At 65.3% G+C, this 23,588-nt stretch carries 19 protein-coding genes; 7 read left to right on the top strand and 12 right to left on the bottom strand.

Annotation, left to right across the window (positions count from 1 at the left end):
* Positions 1-7: 7 nt before the first annotated feature.
* Together BTO02_RS27470 and BTO02_RS27475 are read right to left on the bottom strand one after the other, a co-directional pair.
* Complete coding sequence (locus BTO02_RS27470; protein WP_075161441.1) at positions 8-1,837, bottom strand: cytochrome c biogenesis protein DipZ; 1,830 nt, start codon at positions 1,835-1,837, stop codon at positions 8-10.
* A gap of 276 nt (positions 1,838-2,113) precedes the next feature.
* Complete coding sequence (locus tag BTO02_RS27475; RefSeq protein WP_075160263.1) at positions 2,114-3,025, bottom strand: LysR family transcriptional regulator; 912 nt, start codon at positions 3,023-3,025, stop codon at positions 2,114-2,116.
* A 117-nt stretch (positions 3,026-3,142) separates the two neighbouring features.
* On the opposite strand from BTO02_RS27475, the gene BTO02_RS27480 reads away from it, so the two are divergent.
* From BTO02_RS27480 to BTO02_RS27490, 3 genes are all read left to right on the top strand, one after another.
* Positions 3,143-4,309 (top strand): mandelate racemase/muconate lactonizing enzyme family protein, encoded by a 1,167-nt coding sequence (locus BTO02_RS27480; protein WP_075160264.1) that lies wholly within the window; start codon positions 3,143-3,145, stop codon positions 4,307-4,309.
* Between the two features lie 205 nt (positions 4,310-4,514).
* Positions 4,515-5,840 carry a C4-dicarboxylate transporter DctA gene (gene dctA / locus BTO02_RS27485; protein WP_075161442.1) on the top strand — a complete coding sequence of 442 codons (1,326 nt, stop codon included), beginning with the start codon at positions 4,515-4,517 and terminating at the stop codon, positions 5,838-5,840.
* A 256-nt stretch (positions 5,841-6,096) separates the two neighbouring features.
* Positions 6,097-7,641 (top strand): methyl-accepting chemotaxis protein, encoded by a 1,545-nt coding sequence (locus tag BTO02_RS27490; protein ID WP_075160265.1) that lies wholly within the window; start codon positions 6,097-6,099, stop codon positions 7,639-7,641.
* 68 nt (positions 7,642-7,709) lie between these two features.
* Here the strand turns inward: BTO02_RS27490 and BTO02_RS27495 are convergent, their stop codons facing one another.
* Positions 7,710-8,186 (bottom strand): glycine zipper 2TM domain-containing protein, encoded by a 477-nt coding sequence (locus BTO02_RS27495; RefSeq protein ID WP_075161443.1) that lies wholly within the window; start codon positions 8,184-8,186, stop codon positions 7,710-7,712.
* Between the two features lie 497 nt (positions 8,187-8,683).
* On the opposite strand from BTO02_RS27495, the gene BTO02_RS27500 reads away from it, so the two are divergent.
* A complete protein-coding gene (locus BTO02_RS27500; RefSeq protein ID WP_442953524.1) occupies positions 8,684-9,580 on the top strand; it encodes a MipA/OmpV family protein in 897 nt (298 codons plus the stop codon).
* Here BTO02_RS27500 and BTO02_RS27505 read toward each other — a convergent pair.
* Complete coding sequence (locus BTO02_RS27505) at positions 9,564-10,403, bottom strand: hypothetical protein (protein ID WP_075160266.1); 840 nt, start codon at positions 10,401-10,403, stop codon at positions 9,564-9,566. The genes BTO02_RS27500 and BTO02_RS27505 overlap by 17 nt on opposite strands.
* A gap of 179 nt (positions 10,404-10,582) precedes the next feature.
* On the opposite strand from BTO02_RS27505, the gene BTO02_RS27510 reads away from it, so the two are divergent.
* Entirely contained in the window at positions 10,583-11,176 is a 594-nt protein-coding gene (locus tag BTO02_RS27510) for a GNAT family N-acetyltransferase (protein ID WP_075160267.1), read from the top strand.
* Positions 11,177-11,284: 108 nt separating this feature from the next.
* On the opposite strand, the gene BTO02_RS34880 is transcribed toward BTO02_RS27510, so the two are convergent.
* From BTO02_RS34880 to BTO02_RS27535, 6 genes are all read right to left on the bottom strand, one after another.
* The gene (locus BTO02_RS34880) at positions 11,285-11,425 is read right to left on the bottom strand and encodes a hypothetical protein (protein ID WP_198039360.1); all 141 of its coding nucleotides are present in this window, start codon (positions 11,423-11,425) and stop codon (positions 11,285-11,287) included.
* A gap of 247 nt (positions 11,426-11,672) precedes the next feature.
* A complete protein-coding gene (locus BTO02_RS27515; protein ID WP_075160268.1) occupies positions 11,673-12,395 on the bottom strand; it encodes a PIG-L family deacetylase in 723 nt (240 codons plus the stop codon).
* 292 nt (positions 12,396-12,687) lie between these two features.
* Positions 12,688-13,284: a nucleotidyltransferase family protein gene (locus BTO02_RS27520; protein ID WP_075160269.1), complete on the bottom strand. Its 597-nt coding sequence runs from the start codon at positions 13,282-13,284 to the stop codon at positions 12,688-12,690.
* 91 nt (positions 13,285-13,375) lie between these two features.
* Entirely contained in the window at positions 13,376-15,607 is a 2,232-nt protein-coding gene (locus BTO02_RS27525) for a xanthine dehydrogenase family protein molybdopterin-binding subunit (RefSeq protein WP_075160270.1), read from the bottom strand.
* Positions 15,604-16,629, bottom strand: coding sequence for an FAD binding domain-containing protein (locus BTO02_RS27530; RefSeq protein WP_075160271.1), 1,026 nt, complete (start codon positions 16,627-16,629; stop codon positions 15,604-15,606). The genes BTO02_RS27525 and BTO02_RS27530 overlap by 4 nt, the downstream gene beginning before the upstream one ends.
* 10 nt (positions 16,630-16,639) lie before the next feature.
* Positions 16,640-17,434: a 2Fe-2S iron-sulfur cluster-binding protein gene (locus BTO02_RS27535; protein ID WP_083615409.1), complete on the bottom strand. Its 795-nt coding sequence runs from the start codon at positions 17,432-17,434 to the stop codon at positions 16,640-16,642.
* A gap of 646 nt (positions 17,435-18,080) precedes the next feature.
* On the opposite strand from BTO02_RS27535, the gene BTO02_RS27540 reads away from it, so the two are divergent.
* Positions 18,081-18,482 carry a DUF4148 domain-containing protein gene (locus tag BTO02_RS27540; RefSeq protein ID WP_075160272.1) on the top strand — a complete coding sequence of 134 codons (402 nt, stop codon included), beginning with the start codon at positions 18,081-18,083 and terminating at the stop codon, positions 18,480-18,482.
* Between the two features lie 324 nt (positions 18,483-18,806).
* Positions 18,807-19,736, top strand: a complete 930-nt coding sequence (locus BTO02_RS27545) for a LysR family transcriptional regulator (RefSeq protein WP_198039268.1) — start codon at positions 18,807-18,809, stop codon at positions 19,734-19,736.
* 108 nt (positions 19,737-19,844) lie between these two features.
* Here the strand turns inward: BTO02_RS27545 and BTO02_RS27550 are convergent, their stop codons facing one another.
* Positions 19,845-21,143, bottom strand: a complete 1,299-nt coding sequence (locus BTO02_RS27550) for an aspartate carbamoyltransferase (protein WP_075160274.1) — start codon at positions 21,141-21,143, stop codon at positions 19,845-19,847.
* A 144-nt stretch (positions 21,144-21,287) separates the two neighbouring features.
* Positions 21,288-23,405 (bottom strand): putative bifunctional diguanylate cyclase/phosphodiesterase, encoded by a 2,118-nt coding sequence (locus tag BTO02_RS27555; protein ID WP_075160275.1) that lies wholly within the window; start codon positions 23,403-23,405, stop codon positions 21,288-21,290.
* Positions 23,406-23,588 lie beyond the last annotated feature (183 nt).

Raw genomic sequence — 23,588 nt, forward strand, 5'->3', positions numbered from 1 at the left:
GCAGGGATCAACCGAACGTGAACGCGTATGCGCGCACGCCCGGGTCGAGAAAGCGGATTTCAAACGTGTGGTCGGTAATCGTGCCGCTCTGGCGGATCAGCTGATAGAGCCGCTGCGTGGTGACCGTGCCGTTGCCGTTCGCGTCGGTATCGCTGCCGTGATTCGAGCCCGGCGCCTTGCCGTCGATCATCACCTGGAAGCGCACCGGCTGTCCGTTCGCAGTCGGTCCGAGCACGAGATGCAGATCGCGTGCATGGAAGCGGAATGCAATCGCGCCGCCCGGCTGATCGAGATCGGTATGCTCGGCGCCGAGCGTCCACGTGCCGTCGAGCGCCCAGTCGTTCAGGCCGAGGCCATTGCCGAGCGTGTAACGGTGCGGCTTGTCGAGCACCGGTTCGCCCGGCGACGCGAAGTTCGTCGCGCGGTCGTAGCCGACGTAGGTCTCCGGCGACTGGATGTCGGCCATCTCGGGCGCGGCTTCTGCGCCCGTGCCGGTGTCCTTCACCATGCCGCCCGGCAGGTTGTGCGCGCCCGCTTCGGTCAGCAGTTGACGGATCACCTGCTCGGAGCCTGCATAGTCGCCTTCGCCGAAGTGGTGCGCGCGAATCCTGCCTTGCGCGTCGACGAAGTAATCGGCAGGCCAGTATTGATTGTCGAACGCGCGCCAGATCTTGTAGTTGTCGTCGATCGCAACGGGGAAGTTCACCTTCAGGTCCTTCACCGCGCGGCTCACGTTGCCGACGTCCTTTTCGAACGCAAACTCGGGCGTATGCACGCCGATCACCACGAGGCCTGCGTCCTTGTACTTGTCGGCCCACGCTTGCACGTACGGCAGCGTGCGCAGGCAGTTGATGCACGAGTAGGTCCAGAAGTCGATCAGCACGACCTTGCCGCGCAGTTGCGCCGCGGTGAGCGGCGGTGAATTCAGCCATTGCACGGCGCCGTCGAGCGACGGCAGCGTGCCTTCGACGGGCAGCGGTGCGGGACTGCCCGGTTGGGCCGCCTGGCTTGCCCGCGACATGGCCTGCGAGCTTTCGACGCCTGCCGCGGCGGCGTTGCCCGATAGAGCCGCGGCCATCGCTTCCCGCGGAGCATTTTTCGCCGGATGCAAGCGGTCGAGCACGTTCTGCTCGAGGCTATTCGTACCGGCAAGCGACAGATGTGTGAGAAAACCCGTGTCCGCATGCGCCGCAATCGCCGCGACACCCGCGAGCACGGCCACGCCGAGCCCGCGCTTGAGCCACTCGCTGATGTGCAGCGATTGCTTCATCCCGCTGAACACCTTGCCGCCGACCACGAGCGCGAGCGCCAGCGATGTCGCTGCGCCGGCCGCATACGAAAGCAGCAGCAACGACGTGTGCACGCTCGCGCCTTGCAACGCGGCGCCGGTCAGGATCAGCCCGAGAATCGGGCCCGCGCACGGCGCCCACAGCAGGCCCGTCGCGACGCCGAGCAGCAGCGATGCCCAGATCGTCTCCGAGATCGTCTGTTTGTTATCGGCGCCTTGTGCGGTCTCCGAAAGCCGCGCGCCGAGCGCGACGAGCGGCCGCGTCATCGAGTCGGACAGCTTCGGCAGCAGCAGTGTCAGGCCGAACAGCGCAAGCACGACGAGCGCGGCGATGCGGCCGTACTGGTTCGCGGCGACCGCCCAGCCGCCGCCGACCGCGGCCAGCGCGCCGACCGCGCTGAAGGTGGCGGCCATGCCGGCGAGCAGCGGCAGCCCGCTTTGCAGAAACGGCTTGCCCGTGCGTGCGAACACGAACGGCAGAACCGGCAGGATGCAGGGGCTGACGATCGTCAGCACGCCCCCCAGCCATGCGATCAGAAACGGAATCATCTTCGGCAACCTCGGCAAGCGATGCGCGCGCCGCATACCGGCGGCGCTCTTCCTGCCGATGCGCGGCCACGTCAGCACAACGCGGCGCCTGCGCGATCAACAGGTTCCTTTCATCGGGCAAACACCGTTTTCCGCTAGTTATTCCCCGATATATCGCTTGGTCGCGTCATGCTCGCGAAAATGACAGTTGCGGCACGCGCATGGATCGGCTCCGGGCGATATGCAGCGTCGAGCGTCGGGCCTTTTTCCATTACGTTTGCCAATCCGGGCGTGCCGCTAACGACCTTTTCGCGCCGGCGGCTCGAACTGTTCCACGAGGAAGTCGATGAATGCGCGCACGCGCGCCGCCTGGTTCTGGCGGCTCGGGTAGTACACGAAAAGATCGGCGTCCGGCAGCACGAAATCGGGCAGCACGACACGCAGCCGGCCGCTTTTCACGTATTTCTCGAGATCCCACTCCGAGCGGATCAGGATGCCGTGACCGTCGAGCGCCCAGCCGAGCACGATGTCGCCGTCGTTGCTCGACAGCATCCCGTGCACCTTGACCGCTTCGCTGTGCTGCTCGCGCACGAAGCGCCAGATACCGTAAGCGTCGTCGTTCTGACGGTGCACGATGCAGCGGTGATGCGCGAGATCGGCCACTTTCTGCGGCGTGCCGTTGCGTTCCAGATAGGCCGGCGACGCGCATAGAAAGCGCCGGTTCGACATGATGCGCCGCGCATTGAGGCGCTGATCGGGCAACTCGCCGAAGCGGATGGCCAGATCGAAGGCGTTTTCAATCAGATCGATTGGCCGGTCGGTCACCTCGAATTGCACTTCGACATCGGGATACGCCTTCGCAAACTTCGATACGACCGGCGCAATGGTCGTGCGCCCAAAGCCGAGCGACGCGTTCACGCGCAGCAGGCCGCGCGGCGCGGCGCCGTGGCTCGACACGGCGTCCTCCATTTCCTGCACCTGCGCGAGGATGCGCGCCGCGTGCTGCAGGTAGATCTCGCCTTCCGCCGTCAGGCTCACCGTGCGCGTCGTGCGGTTTACGAGCCGCACGCCGAGTTTTTCCTCCATCTGGGCGAGGCGCCGCGTCGCCGCGGGCGGCGTCAGATCGAGCGCGCGGGCCGCCGCCGAGAGGCTCTCGTGGCGCGCCAGCAGGACGAAAAACTCGAGGTCGGAGTTGATGTCGGTTTTCACTGAAACTGAATTATCAATTGAATATTGCTGAATTCTAACGCGCGTCGCCAGACGTAATCTTTCGTCTTTCAAACGTCGTATGCACCGGCAGCGTGCAGGATTTCTGGAGACTCCCGAATGAAGATCGTCGAGATTCGCGAAAAGACATTTCCTATTAGTTCGTCGATTCGCAATGCCTATATCGACTTCAGCAAAATGACACTGAGCTGCGTCGCCGTGATTACCGATGTGATCCGCGACGGCAAGCCGGTGGTCGGTTTCGGTTTCAACTCGAACGGCCGCTACGGTCAGGGCACGCTGATGCGCGAGCGCTTCATTCCGCGCATCATGGCCGCCGACCCCGCGTCGCTCGTCGACGACAAGGGCACGAACCTCGATCCGCACAAGATCTGGGCGACGATGTTCACGAATGAAAAGCCGGGCGGCCATGGCGAGCGCTCGGTCGCGATCGGCACGATCGACATGGCGATCTGGGATGCGGTCGCGAAGATCGAAGGCAAGCCGCTGTTCCAGCTGCTCGCGGACCGTTACGGCAACGGCGTGCCGGACCGCAAGGTGTTCGTCTACGCGGCAGGCGGCTACTACTACCCGGGCCAGGATCACGAGAAGCTGAAGGACGAGATGCGCAGCTATATCGACCGCGGCTATACGGTCGTCAAGAAGAAGATCGGTGGCGGCTCGCTCGACGAAGATCTGCGCCGTATCGATTCGATCCTCTCGGTGCTGCAGGACGGCCAAAAGCTCGCCGTCGACGCGAACGGCCGCTTCGATCTCGATACGGCAATCCGCTATGCAAAGGCGCTGTCGCAATACGACCTGTTCTGGTACGAAGAGCCGGGCGATCCGCTCGACTTCGAACTGCAGGCGACGCTGCGCAACTACTACGACAAGCCGATGGCGACCGGCGAAGATCTGTTCTCGATGCAGGACGCGCGCAACCTGATCCGCTACGGCGGCATGCGTTCGGATCGCGACTGGCTGCAATTCGACTGCGCGCTGTCGTACGGCCTCGTCGAATATCTGCGCACGCTCGACATGCTGCACGAGCACGGCTGGTCGCGTAAGCGCTGCATTCCGCATGGCGGCCACCAGATGTCGCTCAACATCGCGGCCGGTCTCGGCCTCGGCGGCAACGAGTCGTATCCGGATCTGTTCCAGCCGTTCGGCGGCTTCCCCGATGGCGTGAAGGTCGATAACGGTTACATCACGATGCCCGATCTGCCGGGTATCGGTTTCGAAGGCAAGAGCGATCTGTATCAGCAGATGCAAACGCTGCTCGCGTAATCGCGCAGCTCGATAAAGGCCGTTTGTCCGTCTGCATCGGGAGTGCAGCGGGCAAGCGGCTTCGTCGTAACAACGGGGATCGCGCGGGGACAAGCGGAAACACGATGGGCGCGAACTCCCCATTGTCATGTTCCATCGGTACGCTGGCCGCTTTTTCGGGCTGCCGGCATGCCAGCCGAAGCAGAAAGTGAGAAGGAGACCGAAGATGAGAATCAGGCAAACCCTTTCGAAGCTCTACGTGCAGGTGTTGATCGGTATTGCGATCGGCATTCTGCTCGGGCATTTCAATCCCGATGTCGGCGCGCAGATGAAGCCGCTCGGCGATCTGTTCATCAAGCTGATCCGGATGCTGCTCGCACCGATCATCTTCGCGTCGGTGGTGGTCGGCATCGCGCGCATGAACGATATCCACGAAGCAGGTCGCGTCGGCGTCAAGGCGTTGCTCTACTTTGAAATCGTCTCGACTTTCGCGCTGGCGATCGGTCTTGTCGTGGTGAACCTGATGAAGCCGGGCGTCGGCATGAACGTCGACCCGTCGCATATCGACGGCGCGGCGATCGCGTCGTACACGCACGCGGCGAAAGAGCACGGCGCGATCGCATTTCTGACGGGCATCGTGCCGTCGACGGTGGTCGGCTCGTTCGCGAACGGCGACATGCTGCAGATCATTTTCTTCTCGGTCCTGTTTGCGATCGCGCTCGCGAAGATGGGGCGGCGCGCCGATCCGTTCGTCGACATGCTCGACACGTTCCTGCACGGCATGTTCGGCGTGGTGCGCATCGTGATGTACGTCGCGCCGATCGGCGCATTCGGCGGTATCGCGTTCACGGTCGGCAAATACGGCATCGGCACGCTCAAGCAGTTCGGCGAGCTGATGCTGTGCGTATATCTGACGTCGGTCGTGTTCGTCGTCGTGATTCTCGGCGTGGTCATGCGCATGTGCGGGCTGTCGCTGTGGAAGTTCCTGCGCTATATCAAGGATGAAATCCTGATCACGTTCGGCACGGCTTCGACCGAAGCGGTGCTGCCGCAGATGCTCGTGAAGATGGAACAGCTCGGTTGCCGCAAGTCGGTGGTCGGCATGGTGCTGCCGACCGGGTACACGTTCAACGCGGACGGCACGTCGATCTATCTGACGATGGCGGCGATCTTTGTCGCGCAGGCGATGAATATCCATCTCACGCTCGAAGACCAGCTGATCGTACTCGGCGTGCTGCTGTTCACGTCGAAGGGGTCGGCCGGCGTGGCGGGCGCCGGTTTTGTCGCGCTCGCCGCGACGCTCGCATCGATGCATCAGATTCCGGTAACGGGCCTCGTGCTGCTGCTCGGTGTCGATCGTTTCCTGAACGAAGCGCGCGCGGTGACGAATCTGATCGGCAACGGCGTGGCAACGCTTGCCGTCGCGCGCTGGGAGGGTGCGCTCGATCGCGCGACGGCGACGGCCGTGCTCGACGGTCGCATCGATCCCGATAACGACGACGGTTCGCCGCAAACGGTGGGTTTCGACTCGGTGACGGCGCAAGGCCGTTGAGTGCGCAACGAATGCAGCGCAGATGAAACAGGCGCAGATGAAACAAGCGCATGAATGGCAGCAACCAGCAGCGATGTGACCGGACTTTCACAGACCGGTCACAAACCTTATCGATACGCTTCGGCGCAACGTATTTTTCCGCTGAAAGCCTCAAGTTCGGCGTGCCAGTGCCGTTGTAATCAGCGATAGACCGGGCCGTTTTTTCGATCGTTCGATCGCCGCCCGGTTCGTCCAAAAACAACTCATCTGGTCAATCATGTTCGCACGCCTCTCGATCTCCGCCCGGCTTTGGGCCACCACCGCAATACTCGGCGTTCTGATCGTCGCACTCGGACTGCTCGCGCAATTCGGCATGCAGGATCTGAGCGGCGATCTCGACTACGCATACTCGAACCAGCTTGCTTCGTCGATCGCGCTGGCCAAATCGAACCTGAATCTGACGATCACGCGCACGACGCTCGATCGCGCGCTGTTGCATCCCGAAGCGCCCGATGCGCCGAAGCTCATCGACAAGGCCGCGAGCTACCTCGCGATTTCGGACGAGGCGTGGAAGGACTACAACGCGCTGCCGCACGAAACCGAAGAGCAGGGTCTGGCCGACGCGGCCAACGCGGCGCGCAATGCGATCGTCCAGAATGCGCTGCTGCCGCTGATGGATGCGATGAGGAAAGGCGACGGCAAGACGGCCGACGATATCGCGATGAACGTCATCATCAAGTACACGGTGCCGCTCGCGAAGTCGTGGGACGCGCTGCAGCAATGGAAGCTCGAGCGCGGCAAGCGCGCGTTCGATGATGCGCAGAGCCGGTTCCGCATGCTGCGCACGATCGGCATCGTGCTGATCCTGATCGGCATGGGCGCCTGTGTGCTGTGCGCGAACGGCCTGAACCGTTCGATTTCGCGGCCGCTCGCCACGGTGCTCGAACAGTTGCGACGCATCGCGAGCGGCGATCTGACGGGCCGTCTCGACGTGCGTTCGCAAGACGAGATGGGCAAGCTCGTCGAAGGCTTGAAGACGATGCAAGGCGGCCTTGCCGATACGGTTCGCCAGGTCACGCATAGCTCCGAATCGATCTCCACCGCGACGCGCCAGATCGCGGCCGGCAACGGCGACCTGTCGCAGCGCACCGAAGAGCAGGCCGCTTCGCTCGAAGAAACGGCGGCGAGCATGGAGCAACTGACGGCGACGGTCAAACAGAATGCCGACAACGCCCGGCAGGCTCAGGATCTGGCCGGCAAGGCAAACGTTATCGCGGGACGCGGTGCGACGGTGGTCGGCGATGTCGTCGAGACGATGGGCAGCATCGATCGCAGCTCGCAGAAGATCGCCGACATCACGGGCGTGATCGAAGGCATCGCGTTTCAGACCAATATCCTCGCGCTGAATGCGGCGGTCGAAGCGGCGCGCGCGGGCGAAGAGGGCCGCGGCTTCGCCGTCGTCGCGGGCGAGGTGCGCAGCCTCGCACAGCGTTCGTCGGCGGCAGCCAAGGAAATCAAGGAACTGATCGGCGACTCGGTCGAGCGCGTCAATGCCGGCGCGCGCCTCGTCGGCACCGCGGGCGAAACGATGGAAGAATTGCGCCAGTCGATCGCGCACGTAACCGCGATCATGGACGAAATCGCCGCCGCTTCCGAAGAACAGCGCGACGGCATCGAGCAGGTCAATCGCGCGGTGACGCAGATGGATCAGGTGTCGCAGCAGAACGCGGCGCTCGTCGAAGAGGCTGCGGCGGCCGCTGCCGCGCTGGATGCGCAGGCGCAATCGCTGCGCAAGGCGGTGTCGGTCTTCCAGCTCGGTTGAGCGGCGCCGCGCCGTTATCGGCTATCGCAACGATGCGATAGCCGACGTTCCGATGCGTTACTGCGCAGTCAATACGTGACGCGCGTGATGCCGTCGCTCGACAGCAGGCGCACGCGTTCGCCGGGACGGAAGACCCCGTCGTCGGTGTTTTGCGTGATCGCGCGCCACGTGCCGTCGTCGAGGCGCACGGTGATTTCCTGACCGTGCTGCTGCGCGAGTTTGTGCTGCACCTCGCTGCCGGCCACCGCACCCGCGACGCCGCCGAGTACGCCCATCAGCAGCGAGCCGTGTCCGCGGCCGATCGCGCTGCCCGCCACACCCCCGAGCAGACCGCCGCCGAGTGCGCCAAGCACGCCGGGCTGGCCGTTGTTCGCGTCGATCGTCACGTTGCGCACATTTTCGACGGTGCCCATGCGGATCGTTTCTTCGCGTTGCGTCTGCGCTGCGCCGTAGATGCCGGGCGAACCGGCGGGCGACGCGCAGCCGGAGAGCGCGAACGCGCAGATCAGTGTCGAGGTGCCGGCGATAACCAGTGACCGTTTCATTTTTTCCCCTTGTTGCGCATCGGTGCCACCCGGTCGGGCGCTTGCCCCGCGCTTCATTGACGATTGCAGGGTAGCGGCGCTGAATGAGGCCGCAATGAGGGGAGCACACGCCGAGCGAGCGCGTGACATGGCGCGGCTTGCACCGCGCGGCCTGGAACGCAACGCCTGCCTTGCGGTAAATCGCGCCTCGTCGGTGCCTGCCACGCGCGAAAAGAGGAAAGTTGCGCGCGCCGGACCGTGGAACACTGTTTGCTATCGCATGCATGGCTGCGAATTTACGCAGTAGATTTTGCGCAGTGTGTAGCAATCGGCCGCGCGGCAAGCGGTACGAAAGCACGCTGGCATGCTCGCTCACCCAGACCCGGCCAGCCACGCGCAGGACCGCCGTCGCCGTTCGCAGCAGAACGGCGACGCGTGGCGAGAACGGCCGGGACTCGACTAACCAGAAGATGGGAGGCGTTGTGGCGTCAACAAAAAGGACCGGCCGGGTGGTTGGCTTGACGAATATGCGCGGAAAGAGCCGGCGCGAGAAAAACAGGCGCGGTGCGGGCGTGGGCAAGGCCGCATTCTGGGCGACGGCGACCGCCGCCGCGGCATTGGCGGCACCGGGTGCCTATGCGCAAACGCCGTCGCCGCTCGGCGAATGGCAATATTCGGCCGGCATCCCGCTCGAGAAACTGTACGAGCCGAAGCTGCCGACGTGGGAAACCCGCGTCGGTGCCGGCATGACGTTCGAGCCGCGTTACGACGGCTCGTCGCGCTATCACATCCTCGCGGGCCCGAGCCTCGATATCCGCTACAAGGATCTCGCGTTCCTTTCGACCGGAGAGGGCCTCGGCGTCAATGTGCTGCAGGGCCAGAACTGGCGCACGAGCGTCGCCATGGTGTATGACCTCGGACGGCGCGCCCACGACGATCCGCAGCATCTGAATGGTCTTGGCAATATCAACCCGGCGCCCGAGATCAAGCTCGCGGGCGAGTATGTGATCTCGAAGGAATTTCCGTTGACGTTCCGCACGGCGATCACGCGCAGCCTCGGCGGGTCGAACGGCTGGGTCATGGATCTCGGCGCGTATATGCCGATGCCGGGCAGTTCGGAGTCGTTCTTCTGGTTCGCCGGCCCGTCGGTGACGTTTGCCGATTCGACCTATATGAACAGCTGGTTCGGCGTGAATGCCGCGCAATCGGCCGCGTCGGGCTTGCGCCGGTACGATGCGAGCGCGGGCCTCAAATCGGCGGGGTTCGGCATCACGATGATCTGGTTCGTCAACAAGCACTGGTTCGTGACGGCCGACGGCGCGCTCAAGCGGCTGCTCGGCAGCGCCGCGAACAGCCCGATCATCCAGACGAAAACCAACGGCGTCTGCGATATCTCGCTCAACTATCAGTTCTGATGCCGTTCCGGCGCGTGGCGTTCGACGCGGGTGAAGCGCTTGCGCGCGATTGCGCAAGCCGCTTCGTCAGCGCCTGGACGCAGATGGCCAGTGCGGCCGCTTGCGCGAATGCCGCGAGGGCGGGCTCGCGCGTCAACGCGAACGACAGAACGAGGCAGAACGCACCGAACGAGAAGCGGCCGGCAACCATGCCGCGCAGCAGCGCGATCACGAACGCCGGACCGTGCGCGCGGTGCGACGACACGGACAGCACGACGCCCATCAGCGGAAACACGGCCAGCACGCCGCTCCAGCTCGCGCCGAGCCGCCCCGATAGCGCGGTGACGATCAACGTGAGCGCGATGCCTGCGAGCATCCGGCCCGCGAGGTCGATGCGCGTGAGCGGCGCGCCGTTGGCGATCGCGCGGCTCCTTGGCAAAAACGCATTGCCGAAACCGACACCGAGCGCAGCTGCGCCGAGCGCCCATGCAGTCGATGCGGACCATGCGAGCGCGCCGGACGAAATGGGCAGCAGCGCAAGCGCGTTCGCACAGGCGAACCACGCGGCGAGTCCGGCGGCGAGCGCGACGCGCCAGTGCGCAACGCCGCACGTCCACGCGTAGCCGAAATTGAACGCTTCCGATGCGAGAATCGCCGCCAGCGACAGCGTGGCCGCATGCGCACCGAACGAAGAACCGTGCTGCAGCACGAGCAGGTAGAGAATTGGGCCCGCTACGACCGGCAATCCGGCGAGCCATCCGGCGACCGCCGGTCCCCACCATTTGCCCGACATCGAGACGATCAGCAGGAAAGACGGAACCAGCGTGAGCTTGAGGGCAAGCATGTCGAACGCGCGGATTTTAAAGCCGGAGTATACCTGTCTACCTGTCGGGGCCTGCCGGAAATGCATTGCCGGGCGACGCTTCTGGTTGCCGGCACGCAGCGAACGCGGCAGATGGCCGTGCGACCGGCAATGACTGCAATAACGGTAATCGACGAAACCAGCCTGCGGATTGGACGCCTATGCTTTCAGACTCTTTTCGCGTCGAGACGATCGACGCACCCGACGATCTCGACGCGGCCACCGCGGCGCTCGTGCTCGCGAATGTCGAAGACCCTGTCGTGCGATGGATTTTCGACACGCCGCTGCGCATGATGACCTATGCGACGCAACTGTTTCGCGTGCTGGTCGCGAACGCGTTCGCTGCGGCCGCTTTGCAGCGCACTGACGACGGCCTTGCGGTCGCCTGCTGGCGGCCGCCGGGCGTCCATCACGACGACGGCGCGATTGCCGCGATTCTGCAGCAGGGGTGCGCGCCGGAGAAGCTCGAGGCGCTCGGCGGCGTAATCGCGGAACTCGAACGCTACGAGCCGCAAGGGCCTTTCTGGTATCTGTCGGCGCTCGGCGTCGACCCGATCGGGCAGCACCGCGGGCGCGGTGCGTTGCTGTTGCAGGCTCGCCTCGCCCAATGCGATGCGGCGCATTTGCCCGCGTACCTGTGGTCGTCCAACGAGCGCAATGTGCCGTTCTACGAGCGGCACGGTTTCGAAGTGCAGACGATGCTGCGCGTGAGCACCTGTCCGCCGATGATCCCGATGGTGCGCCGCGCGCGTTGAGCGGCGGTGAGCCGCACACTACGCCGCAATGAGCGCAATGAACCGCAATCAGCCGCGAGGCGGCCCGACAAGTCGCCTCGCCTCCAGCCCAGGCACGCGTCCGTGGCTCTACACGGGGTCCTTGTCGGGAGGCCCTTCGGGGCGCTGCGGTTCGTCGTTGTGATGGCCGGGCGACGGCGGCGTGAGCGGATCGCCCTCCGGGTCGCGCGTCGGGTCCGCGAGCGGTTCGGGAATCGGAGTGGTGTGCATGCGGCAAATCATGGCGTTACCTCGTGCTTGCCTTGTATCGGTTAGCCAGATGCGGGGAGCAACGTGGCCGGATTGCTGATCGATGCCCGATGCGCTTTCCTGCAACAGATAGCGTAGGCGATCAGGGTCGAACCTGCTCGGGCTTTGCTCGATCGAACGTGCGGCCTGCGTCGTGCGCCGCGCCCACGGCGCACCGGCGCCCCGGCGTCCCGCCCGGCGTCAATTCGCAAGCCTCGACGCGCGGCCTTCATCTGCCCATGCGATGCTCGCCGGCCGAGCGCCGCGCGGTATCGAGCCGCCAGTAACGTTCGCCTGCAAACACGTCGGCGTAACCTTCGGGACCGAACGCGCGTAGCTGGCTCGTGTACGCGCTGATCGCTTCGCGCTTTATCAACGCCCGGCGCTCGCAGTCGAGCGTGTGGTCGGCCGCCGGATGCGCGGGCGTTGCGACGATGCCGCGCTTCGCGAGGTCGACAAGACGCTGCTGAACCTGGCCCGGCATCGGCCGGTAGATCGCTTCCTCGTACGCGAACCACGTCAGATGCGAGAGCCGCGGCAGGATTTCGCAGCATGCGTCGAACACGAGCCGGTGATCGGCATGAAAAAGCCCGAGCGGCATCAGCAGCGTGTTCGCGGTCGAGCCGTAAATGGTTTCTTCGAGCGCGGCGGCGAGCTTGCCGATCGACGGCGAATCGAGATACTGCGCGTCGCGAAACGGCAGCCGCACCGGTATTGCGTCGAGCACCGCGAGCGCGTTGTCGTCTTCGATCGTGCGCGCATGGACGGATTCGTACGCGCCGGCGAAGCCGGCTTTCGTATCCCATTCGGTACACATGTCATGCTCGGGCGGCGCGGCGAACACGGTGCAGACCGCGGCATCGGGAGAGGTGGCGAGCAACGCGCCGCAACTGAACACGGCGTCGTCGAAATGCGGGGATACGACAAAGAGACGCGGATTGGTTTCGCTCATGGTTTGTGAGTGGACGGACCTGCCGGGGTGGTGGGCGGGCGGCCATCGTGGCGCCAGGCGGCCGCGGCTCCTCACCAGCTTAGATGCAAAACCGGCGCGCTGCTGCGGGTTTTATTGGCCGACAATTGCCGGTTCGCCTGCAAAGAGCGCAAGCGTTGTGCCTGTGGAGGCAGAGATAAATACGGGCGGAGATGAACACGGGCGCGCCGCCGTTCCCGGTCACCGGGCGCCGACGGCGCGGATTGCCGGTTTTGTGGCGTTTGTAGCGGGCTGATAGCGGCGCGGTAGCGGTTCAGTCGCGGCTTAGCTTACGCAGATCGTCCGGCGTGTCGACATCGGTCAGCACGCCCGCATCGTCGAGATCGAGCCGCGTCACCGCGTGCAGCGCGAACAGGGCGCGGGCGCCCGTGTCGCCGTCGAGCGCGAGCAGCGCGTCGCGATGTGCGGGACCGAAGCCGGCCGGATGGCCGCGCTGCCCGCGGTAATACGGCGCCACGATCGATGCGCCGCTATCGAGCGTGCGCGCGACCGCTTCGATCGTGGCGACCGCGATGCGCGGCATATCGGCCAGCGCGACGATCCAGCTTTCGGCGTCGTCGCTGGCCGCGACGCCGGCGGCGAGACTTGCGCCCATGCCGCGTTCGGCGTCCTTCGAAAACACGACGTCGCAGCCGGCGTCGTTGAGCACGCGCGCGAGCGGGTCGGAGCCGGGCCGCACGACCGCGATCACGCGCGGCACGACAAGCAGCAGCCGGTGCGCGGCTTCATGCGCGACCGGCGTGCCGTCGGGCAGACGCGCAAGCAGCTTGTTGTGGAGGCCGTCCGGATCGAAGCGCGATCCATAACCGGCGGCGAGCAGCACACCGGTCGCGAGCGACGCATAAGCCATGGGCGGCACCGGAAGAAGGGAATGAGCCCGATTGTGCGGCGCAACCGGGGTGCCACGCAAGTCGCATAACGGCTCAGCACCGGCGCTCGCGCTAGACGAAATGCCGCTGCGTGCCGGGCATCACCTTGTCGAGCGTGATCGGCAGATCGCGTACGCGCACGCCGCTCGCGTGATAGACCGCGTTCGCGATCGCGGCCGGCACGCCGGTAATGCCGATCTCGCCGATGCCCCTGACGCCGAGCGAGTTGATGTGCGGATCGGGCTCGTCGAGCATGACGACATCGAGTGCGTTGACGTCCGCATTGACCGGCACGTGGTATTCGGCCAGATTCGCATTCGTGATGCGGCCGACGCGCGGGTCGAGCGTGCTTTCTTCCTCGAGCGCCGCACCGATGCCCCAGACGATGCCGCCCATCAGCTGGCTGCGCGCGGTCTTTTCGTTGAGCACGCGGCCGATGTCGTAGACCGCCGTGACGCGCGCCACGCGTATCGTGCCGAGGTCCGCGTCGACGTGCACTTGCGCAAACACCGCGCCGAACGAATGCAACGAATAGCGTTGCCGCTCGTCGCCCGCTTTCGCGCTGGCGGTCGCCTCGATCGGCTGGCCGCCGGCGCGCGCGAGCACGGCCGCGGCCGGATCGCGTTTGGACGGATCCTTGCGGCTGACGACCCAACCTTTTTCGACGGTGACGTCCGCGACGTCGGTGCCGAACACCGGCGAAGCTCTATCGGCCAGCGCGAGCGCGATCAGTTTGTTGCGCACTTGCGTCGACGCGTCGCGCACGGCGGGCGATACGCTTGCGGCCGAGCGCGAGCCGCCCGAACCCGGCGCGTTCGGCAGCGTCGAGTCGCCGAGCGCGAAGCGGATGTTTTGCGTCTCGAAGCCCAACGCATCGGCGGCGACCTGCGTCATCACCGTGTAGGTGCCGGTGCCGATGTCCTGCGTGCCCGATGCGACGAATGCCGTGCCGTCCGGCAGGATGCGCGCGAGCGCTGCCGCCTCGCTGCGGTTCGCCGGATACGTCGCGGTCGCCATGCCCATGCCGATCAGCGTGTTGCCGGAGCGCATCGAGCGCGGCGCGCCGCTGCGGCGCGACCAGCCGAAACGTTGCGCGCCGATCTCGTAGCATGTGCGCAGCGCTTTGCTCGACCACGGTTTGCCTTCCTGCGGGTCGAGTTCCGCGTAGTTTTTCAGACGCAACTCGAGCGGGTCCATGTGCAGCGCGACCGCGAGTTCGTCCATTGCCGACTCGAGCGCGAACGAGCCCGTCGTCTCGCCCGGCGCGCGCATGAAAGTCGGCGTGCCGACGTTCAGTTGCACGAGCCGGTGCGTCGTGACCTGATTCGGTACCGCGTAAGACATTCGCGTGACCATGCAGCTGGTCTCGGTCCAGTCTTCGAACACCGAGGTGACCGAGATGCTGTCGTGGCGCATCGCGGTCAGCGTGCCGTCGGGTTTCGCGGCGAGCACGAAATGCTGCTCGGTGCGCGGCCGCGCACCGACCGGCCCGAACATCTGCGGCCGCTCGAGCGCGAGCCGCACGGGGCGGCCCGTCTGCTTCGCGGCCATCGCGCACAGCGTGACATGCGACCACGACGAGCCCTTGCAGCCGAATCCGCCGCCGATGAACGGCGAGATCACGCGCACGTTGTCGACCGGCATGCCCAGCGCTTTTGCGACCGCGACCTTCGCGCCGGTCACGCCTTGTGTCGAATCGTAGAGCGTCAGATGCGGGCCGTCCCACACGGCCATCGTCGCGTGCGGCTCCATCGGATTGTGCGTTTCCATCGGCGTCGTGTAGATCGCGTCGACGCGCACCGTGCCTTCGCGCAGGCCGGCGTCGACATCGCCGCGCTTCGTATCGGTTTGCCGTCCCTGCGGATTGTCGGGCGCATGCATGCGCGCTTTCGCCTGCGTGAAGTCGAGCGCGGCCGGCTGGCTTCGATACGCGATACGCAGCTGATGCGCAGCGTCGGTCGCATGCTCGAGCGTATCCGCGACGACGACCGCGACCGGTTCGTTGCTGTAGTGCACCTGGTTGTCCTGCAACAGCGAAAGGCGCCGGCCCGCGGGCGGCGCGAAGCCTGCCGTGCCATTCTGCGGCAGGCGCGGCGCGTTCTGGTACGTCATCACGAGCAGCACGCCCGGCAGCGTCTCGGCGCGGGTCGTGTCGATCGACGCGATCGTGCCGTTCGCAATCGTGCTCGTGACGAGCACCGCGTGCGCGAGCCGTGCTTCGGGAAACTCGGCCGCATAGCGGGCGCCGCCGGTCACCTTGAGCACGCCGTCGGTGCGGTCGAGCGGGTAGCCGATCATGTTCATGCGAGACCTCCCGCGTCATCGGCAGCCAGGGTAGAGGCCGGGTCGGCGGCCTGCTTGACGGCGCGCACGATGGCGCGCTGCGCGAGTTCGATCTTGAACGCGTTGTCGCGCTGCGCGCGCGCGTCGGCGAGCGCCGCGGAGGCCGCCTCGCGCAACCTCGCATCGGTCAGCGGATGGCCGTTCAGCGCCTGTTCAGCGGCGCTCGCGCGCCACGGCTTGTGTGCGACGCCGCCGAGCGCGATGCGCGCGTCTTTCACTGTGTTGCCGTCCATCTGCAGCGCGGCTGCGACCGAGACGAGCGCGAACGCGTAGCTCGCGCGGTCGCGCACCTTCAGGTAATGCGCGTGGTCGCCGAAGAGCGGTGGCGGCAGATCGACCGCGAGGATCAGCTCGCCCGTTTGCAGCGTCGTATCGAGGTCCGGGCGAGCGCCGGGCAGACGGTGAAATTCGCCGATCGGCACCGCGCGTTCGCCGCTCGGGCCGCGCACGCGTACGACCGCGTCGAGGGCCGCGAGCGCGACGCTCATATCCGACGGATTGACCGCGATGCATTGCGGACTCGCGCCGAGAATCGCGTGCGTGCGGTTCAGGCCTTCGAGCGCGGCGCAGCCGCTGCCGGGCAGGCGCTTGTTGCATTGCGCGAAGGCGGTGTCGTAGAAGTACGGGCAGCGCGTGCGTTGCATCAGATTGCCGCCGACGGTGGCCATATTGCGCAGTTGCGGCGATGCGCCTGCGAGAAAGGCTTGCGAAAGCAACGGGTAGCGTTCGCGCACGAGCGCATGATTCGCCGCGTCCGCGTTGCGCACCAGCGCGCCGAGGCGCAGCCCGCCGTCGGGCAGTGTCGCGACCGTGTCGAGGCCGCCGATGCGCGTGATGTCGATCAGCCGCATCGGCCGCGACACACCGCCTTTCATCAGGTCGAGCAGGTTGGTGCCGCCGCCGATATACATCGAGCCTGGCTCCTGTGCGGAGCGTAATGCGCCGTTCACGTCGGCGGCGCGTTCATAGGAAATCGGGTCCATGCGCGCTCCGTTACGCGTGAGTGGGAATGTGAGCCGGGACGAGGCCGATGGTATCGGCGCGGCCGTCGTGGCCGGCGCTGCCGGTGGTCGTGCCGCCGGCATTCGCCGCGCGCACGGCTGCGACGATATTCGCGTAGGCGCCGCAGCGGCAGAGGTTGCCGCTCATGCGCTCGCGGATTTCATCGTCGGTCAGTTGCGTCGGGCGGCGCCGCACGTCCGCGGTGACGGTGCTCGCCGTGCCTGCGCCGAATTCGTCGAGCATCGCGGTCGCCGAACACAACTGGCCCGGCGTGCAGTAACCGCATTGAAATGCATCGTGCTCGATGAACGCGCGCTGCAGCGGGCTCAGCGCGCCGTTTTGCGCGAGGCCTTCCACGGTCGTGATCTTTTCCCCTTCATGCATGACCGCAAGCGTCAGGCATGCATTGATGCGGCGACCGTCGGCGAGCACCGTGCACGCGCCGCATTGCCCGCGATCGCAGCCTTTCTTCGTGCCCATCAGGCCCGCGTATTCGCGCAGCGCGTCGAGCAGCGTCACGCGCGGTTCGAGTTGCAGCGTGTATTCGCGGCCGTTGATATCGAGCTTCACCGGCCGCGCGGCAACGGGCGCGGGCGGCGGTGCCGTCGCAGCGCCCGGTTGCGCGGGCTGCGACTGCGCATGCAGATGCGGGGCGGCGCCGACGGTCGCGGCGGCCGCCGCCGATTGCAGGAAGCGGCGGCGCGACGGTTGGGCGGGAGCCGCGCCGGCGGTGCCGGCAGTGTCGTCGTGCGCATTCTCGTGGTCGAGAGCGTGATCCTTGAACATGGTGTTCTGCTTGCTCCAGGAAAGGCCATTGCAAACTCGCAAGCGTCGGGCGCGTGTTGCCTTGAACGGCGAGCACGCCACGCGAGGCGATGGCCGGGCGGTAGTAGACGGAAACCGGAACAGCAATTTCGATGCCCCGCTCCCGATCTGCGAGACGCGTGGGGCGCGCGACGTGCGGCCGGCATCAAAAGCCGCGGCGGGCAACAGCGCAAGGGCGAATACGGAAGCCGGAATCGGCACGCGCTTCAACGCAGCACGTTGCACGCAACAAAGTCAAAAGTAAACAGGCGCACCAGAGTCTTGCGCGATTGAAAGTCAAAGTTCACGCGGAGCGTGCGTCATGACAGCGTGTTAAACACGGTTGAAAAGAATGTGATGCGCAAAGCACAGCAGGCCATGCATCCGCGGCATAGCTGCACGTTGCACGTCGTCGTTGGCCATAGGTCCGCTGCATAAGGGTCCGAGCGCCCGTTTCAGGCCATCGAGCCGGAATCGAAGCGCCGGACGCGCTCGCATCGGGCCGATGGCCCGTGAGCCGATCGAGCAGTTTCATGAGCCGACGCGCCATTCACGCCAAACGGGTGTCCCCCTAAAGTTCAACCCATGCCGTCGCAGACGGTACACACCAAACCGAAGGGGATTTGCGATGAAACGCTTGAACAAGGCTCTGATCGTTGCTTCATTCGTTGTCCTTCCGCTTGTCGGCCATGCGGCGGACAACGCGCCGTTGACGCGCGCACAGGTCCGCGCCGACCTGATCGCGGCTGAACAGAATGGGACGTTTCCGCTGAGCAAGGTGCACTATCCGGAGCCCGGCTGGAATCCGTCGGCGGTCTACGTCGCGAACAAGGCCGCTCAAAAGATGGCGCAGGAAGCGGCGAACCGGCAGGCAAACGGTGCGGATAACAGCGCGGATAAGAGCGCGAACGCCAGCGTGGCGGCATCGTCGTACGGCGGCTCGAACTTCGGCAGCTCCGCACAAGGGGCGCGCTTCGATAGCGCCGATCTTGGGCGGGCACATCCGGTCGACCTGTATCGCCATCATTGAGTTGAGACCTGGTTATGCAGATGCAGGGAACAGAGCTCGCATGTCGATTCGTTATGCGAACGAGACGGCCGCCTCGATCCTGTGTTTGCATGATGTGCGATGCGACGTGAACGCTTTGACCGATGCGCCAGACAGTATGCGCGATGGCTATGACACGGTTGATGGTGAATCCATGTCAACTCTGTCATGAATGGAAGCCTGATTGTTATTGCGGTCATGTTCCGTAAAATTCACGTCGCATCAGACCCGCAATCTGTAACGATGCCGAAGCCTGCTCGACATGAAAGAGAAGGCTTTCGCCGATTTGTTGAGGACGAGATGGATTTGTCTGCCGTTGAGGCGTTTGTGCGTGCCGCTGAAGCCAGGAGTTTTACCGGCGCAGCCAAACAGATGGGGTTGACGGCTTCCGGCGTCAGCAAGGCGGTCAGCAGGCTCGAATCGCAAACCGGTGTCGTGCTGTTGCATCGCTCGACGCGAAGTGTCGGGCTGACCGCGGAAGGGGCCGTGTTTTTCGATCGATGTCGCGAGATTCTCGCCGGTCTCAAGGACGCGGAGGCGGCGTTGCAACAGTCCGCTCAAGTGCCGTCCGGCCGCTTGCGGATTGCGGCGCCGATGGCATTCGGCCGGTCGGTGCTGATGCCCGCGCTTGTCGCGTTCAAGCGGCAGTTTCCCGACATCACGGTCGAAACGAGCTTCTCGGATGTGATGCAGGACATCATCGAGGAAGGTTTCGATATCGCGGTGCGTATCGGCGATCTGCCGTCGAGCCGTCTGATTGCGCGCGAGGTCGGTTTTGCGCACTGGGTGGCTTGCGCGAGCCCCGAGTATCTGGACGAGTACGGCAGGCCTCGGACTCCTGACGATCTCGCCGGGCACGATTGCGTGGCGTATATGTCGCCCGATACGCGGCGTTGCCGCGACTGGCACTTCATGTCGGGCAGCCGCGACTGGACCGTGCGCGTCGGCGATACCGCGCGCCAGGTGGTCGACCAGTGCGACGCGCTGATCGATGCGGCGCTCGCCGACTCCGGCATCGTCTACGTGCACAGCTATATCGCAGCGGACCATCTGCGCACGGGCAGGCTCGAGCGCGTGCTCGACGGCTACAACACGCCGAGGCGCACGGTTCACATCATCTATCCGACCTTGCGGCAGCTTTCGCCGAAGGTCCGCTCGTTCGTGGACTTCGCAGTGGAGGCGATCGCGGGTTGCAATGCGCTGTATCGGCCGAGCGAAGAACTCGATGTAGCTTGACGAACGCGGCGGCGCGGCTTTGCCGGTCGAGACGGCTGTCCCGCCCGCTTCGTGGCGCGCGTTCCCGGCACAATTGCGCCGTTGCTGCGAGCGCGCGTGCCGCGATCGTCAATCGATGCCGTGAAACACCGCGTCGTCCGGGCCGAGATACGCGGGCGGACGCCAGGCCGCATCGCGCATCGAATGCTGGACGAGCGTCTCGACGCCGAGCAGCACCGCGAAAATTGCCATGCGCACCGGAATGCCGTTGTCGGTCTGCCGGAAGATCGCGAGCCGTGAATCGTGGTTCAGATCGGTGCTGAGGTCGTTCGCACCGGGACGGCTATCGCGCGGCAGCGGGTGCATGATCAGCGTGTCGGGGCCGCACGCGCTGTCGACGAGCGCCTGGTTGATCTGGAAATCGGGCGTGTAGCCTTCGAACGATTCGTCGGTGAAGCGCTCTTTCTGAATACGCGTTGCATAAACGACGTCCGCGCCGCGCAAGCCGTTCGTCAGATCGTGCGTCTGCTCGATCACGTGGCCGTTGCGCGAGATCTGCTCGACGATATACGTCGGCATTTCGAGCATCGGCGGCGAGATCAGCGTGAACTTGATGCCGCGATAGAGCGCGAGCAGCTTCACGAGCGAATGCACGGTGCGCCCGTACTTGAGATCGCCGACCAGCGCGATATGCGCACCGTCCACAATCTTGCCGAGACGCGAGAACTCGCGCTGGATCGTGTAGAGATCGAGCAGCGCCTGGCTCGGATGCTCGCCGGGCCCGTCGCCGCCGTTGATCACGGGCACGTTGGTCGCGCGCGCGAATTCCGCGACCGAGCCTTGCTCCGGGTGCCGGATCACGAGCGCGTCGACATAGCCGCTCATGACGCGGCTCGTGTCGTAGATCGACTCGCCCTTGGCCATCGACGAAAACGTGAAGCCGGTCGTGTCGCACACCGAGCCGCCGAGCCGGCAAAACGCCGCGCCGAAGCTCACGCGGGTACGCGTGCTCGCTTCGAAGAACAGGTTGCCGAGCACAGCGCCTTCGAGCACACGCGAGATTTTTCTGCGGCGCGCGATCGGCTGCATGATGTCCGCGACGCGAAACAGCGCCTCGACCGAATCGCGCGAGAACTGGTCGACCGACAGCAATTGCGGCTTGCCTTCGAACAGCATCTGGCTCGCCAGCGTCGGGCGGTGCGAATCTACGCTTTGCGTATATCTTTCGGGTGCGGCGCCGCTTACGACGATTTCCGAGACGAAGCGCTCGACGATTTCCGGCATCGCGCGCGACTCCTGCGAGTCATCGGGCAGCAGCCAGGTGTCGAGCGCGCGGCGCGACACGCCGATGCGGCTCGCGAAGCCGTCGCGAGTCAGATTCATGCGACGCATCGCATCGCGCAGAAAGGCTTGTTGCGGAACGCTCATTCGGGCACCTCGTGCAGTCGGACCGACGTTGAGATCGACGTTGGCTGTTTCGTCAGCGGATATACGCGATGCGTATATTAATGCGCCGACGACCGAAGTCAAGGAAATATCGAAAAAGCCGGCGCGGCGAGCCGCGCCGCCTGCTCAGTTCAGAAGCGCGGATGCGTCGCGATGGCTCCGGATCTGCTGGTGCATCAACGCGCCGAACGCATCGGCCGTCAGCGGACGGCCGAGCAGAAAGCCCTGCATTTCGTCGCATTGCATGTGTTTGAGCTTGTCGTACTGCGACTCCGTCTCGACGCCTTCGGCCACCACGTCCATGTCGAGCGAGTGCGCGAGGGCGATGATCGCCGACACGATCGCCTGGCCTTCGTGGCCGTCGTCGTCGAGCCCGTTCGTGAAGAAGCGGTCGATCTTCAGCTGTTTGACGCGAAAGCGCTGCAGGTACGCGAGGCTCGAATAGCCGGTGCCGAAATCGTCGATCGAGATGTCGAAGCCCGCCTGCTGGAACTCGTGGATGGTCGCGATCGTCTTCGGCGCATCCTGCATCGCGACGCTTTCGGTGATTTCGAACATCAGTTGCGCGCACGCGACCTGTTCGGCCCGCGCGATGTCGAGAATGGTCGGCACGAGTTCGGGCTGGATCAGCTGGCGCGGCGACAGGTTGACCGCTACTTTCATCGGCGGCAGGCCGGCCGCTTCCCAGCGCCGGATCTGGCGGCACGTCTCGCGTACGACCCAGTAGCCGATCTGCACGATCTGGCCCGAACGCTCGGCGATCGGAATGAAATCGACGGGCGCGAGCTGGCCGAATTCCGGATGATCGAGCCGCAACAGTGCTTCGGCGCCGGCGACCTCGCCGTTGTCGCCGCGGAATTTCGGCTGGAAATGCAGCGCGAAATAACCTTTGCCGAGACCTTCGTGCAACGCGCGCTGGATTTTCAGCGTTCGCATCGCGGCCTCGTTCATGCGCGCTTCGAAGAAGCGGTAGATGCCGCGGCCTTCGCGCTTCGCTTCGTACATGGCGGCGTCCGCGTGGCGCAGCAGCGTGTCGACGCTGTCGCCATCCTGCGGGAACAGCGCGACGCCGATGCTCGGCATCACCTGCAGCGGCTGGCCGTCGGCGACGATGCCGTCGCGCATGCGCGCGAGCACGGCGTCGGCCATCTGTGCGGCATCCTGTGCCGACGTCAGGTCTTCGGCAAGAATCACGAACTCGTCGCCGCCCAGACGCGCGACCGTGTCCGCCGCGCGCACCGATTGCAGCAGACGCAGCGCGAACGCCTTCAGCACTTCGTCGCCGAACGCGTGGCCGAGCGAGTCGTTGATCGTCTTGAAGCCGTCGAGGTCCATGAACAGAATCGCGAACGGCTTATGGCGCGCTCGCGACACGTCGATCGCACGCCCGATCCGCTCGGTCAGCGAACTGCGGTTCAAGAGGCCGGTCAGCGTGTCGTAGGTCGCAAGGCGCACGATCTGGTTGTTCAGCGTCGAGACCGAGCCTGCGAGCACGCTTGCACGCGCATCGAAGCGCGACAGCAGCAGCGTGACGACGAGAATCGCGAACGTGAACAGAATGACGCTGGTCGCCAGCCACTGCGCGTGCTCGCCGGCGATCACGCTCGGGTTCGCGCCCTGCACGGCGCCGCAGATCGCGCCAGGCGCGAAGTCGGCGGCGGCCATGCCCGTGTAGTGCATGCCCGCGATCGCCATGCCCATCAGCGCGGCTGCGCCGATCCTTTTCACGATGATGCGGCGCTGGCTCGAATCGCGCAGCGTGTGCGCGATCCATAGCGCGGCGATCGACGCCGCGACGGCGATCGCAAGCGAAGCGGCGAACAGCGCGGGTTCATACCGGATGCCCGGTGCCATGCGCATCGCGGCCATACCCGTGTAGTGCATGCCGGCGATGCCGGCGCCCATCAGCACGCCGCCCGCGATGAGGCGCGGGCGCGACAGCGTGCGCCGCGTGACGATCGCGAGCGCAAAGTAGGACACGACGAAGGCGATCGCGAGCGACGCGCCGGTGATCGGCAGATCGTAGCCGAGCGGGATCGGCAGCGAAAACGCGAGCATGCCGATGAAGTGCATCGACCAGATACCGACGCCCATCGCGGCTGCGCCGCCCGCGAGCCACGCGCGGCGCTGGCGCGAGACCGCCTGCAGCGTGATGCGGCCCGCGAGGTCCAGTGCCGTGTAGGACGCGAGCGTGGCGACGACGATCGACAACGCGACGAGTGCAAGGTTATACGAGCTCGGCATGGCAGGTTCCGCGGTAGATAACTCCTTTACTGGTTATCGACGCCGGCTTGCAATTATTTAATACGCATCGCGCGTTGCGCGAGCGCAGTTGCGAACCGCCGGACCGGGCGGCGCATTTTTGCCACATCGTCGCTGGACGCGCGTTTTCGGCGTATTGTGCTGACGAGTCCAGGCGCGCTGCAC

The sequence above is a fragment of the Paraburkholderia sp. SOS3 genome (assembly GCF_001922345.1).
Taxonomy (GTDB): domain Bacteria; phylum Pseudomonadota; class Gammaproteobacteria; order Burkholderiales; family Burkholderiaceae; genus Paraburkholderia.

Coding starts and splice junctions, on each gene's coding strand:
- BTO02_RS27470 (WP_075161441.1), bottom strand. CDS start 1,837: ATGATTCCGTTTCTGATCGCATGGCTGGGGGGCGTGCTGACGATCGTC.
- BTO02_RS27480 (WP_075160264.1), top strand. CDS start 3,143: ATGAAGATCGTCGAGATTCGCGAAAAGACATTTCCTATTAGTTCGTCG.
- dctA (WP_075161442.1), top strand. CDS start 4,515: ATGAGAATCAGGCAAACCCTTTCGAAGCTCTACGTGCAGGTGTTGATC.
- BTO02_RS27490 (WP_075160265.1), top strand. CDS start 6,097: ATGTTCGCACGCCTCTCGATCTCCGCCCGGCTTTGGGCCACCACCGCA.
- BTO02_RS27495 (WP_075161443.1), bottom strand. CDS start 8,186: ATGAAACGGTCACTGGTTATCGCCGGCACCTCGACACTGATCTGCGCG.
- BTO02_RS27505 (WP_075160266.1), bottom strand. CDS start 10,403: ATGCTTGCCCTCAAGCTCACGCTGGTTCCGTCTTTCCTGCTGATCGTC.
- BTO02_RS27510 (WP_075160267.1), top strand. CDS start 10,583: ATGCTTTCAGACTCTTTTCGCGTCGAGACGATCGACGCACCCGACGAT.
- BTO02_RS34880 (WP_198039360.1), bottom strand. CDS start 11,425: ATGCACACCACTCCGATTCCCGAACCGCTCGCGGACCCGACGCGCGAC.
- BTO02_RS27515 (WP_075160268.1), bottom strand. CDS start 12,395: ATGAGCGAAACCAATCCGCGTCTCTTTGTCGTATCCCCGCATTTCGAC.
- BTO02_RS27520 (WP_075160269.1), bottom strand. CDS start 13,284: ATGGCTTATGCGTCGCTCGCGACCGGTGTGCTGCTCGCCGCCGGTTAT.
- BTO02_RS27525 (WP_075160270.1), bottom strand. CDS start 15,607: ATGAACATGATCGGCTACCCGCTCGACCGCACCGACGGCGTGCTCAAG.
- BTO02_RS27530 (WP_075160271.1), bottom strand. CDS start 16,629: ATGGACCCGATTTCCTATGAACGCGCCGCCGACGTGAACGGCGCATTA.
- BTO02_RS27535 (WP_083615409.1), bottom strand. CDS start 17,434: ATGTTCAAGGATCACGCTCTCGACCACGAGAATGCGCACGACGACACT.
- BTO02_RS27540 (WP_075160272.1), top strand. CDS start 18,081: ATGAAACGCTTGAACAAGGCTCTGATCGTTGCTTCATTCGTTGTCCTT.
- BTO02_RS27550 (WP_075160274.1), bottom strand. CDS start 21,143: ATGAGCGTTCCGCAACAAGCCTTTCTGCGCGATGCGATGCGTCGCATG.
- BTO02_RS27555 (WP_075160275.1), bottom strand. CDS start 23,405: ATGCCGAGCTCGTATAACCTTGCACTCGTCGCGTTGTCGATCGTCGTC.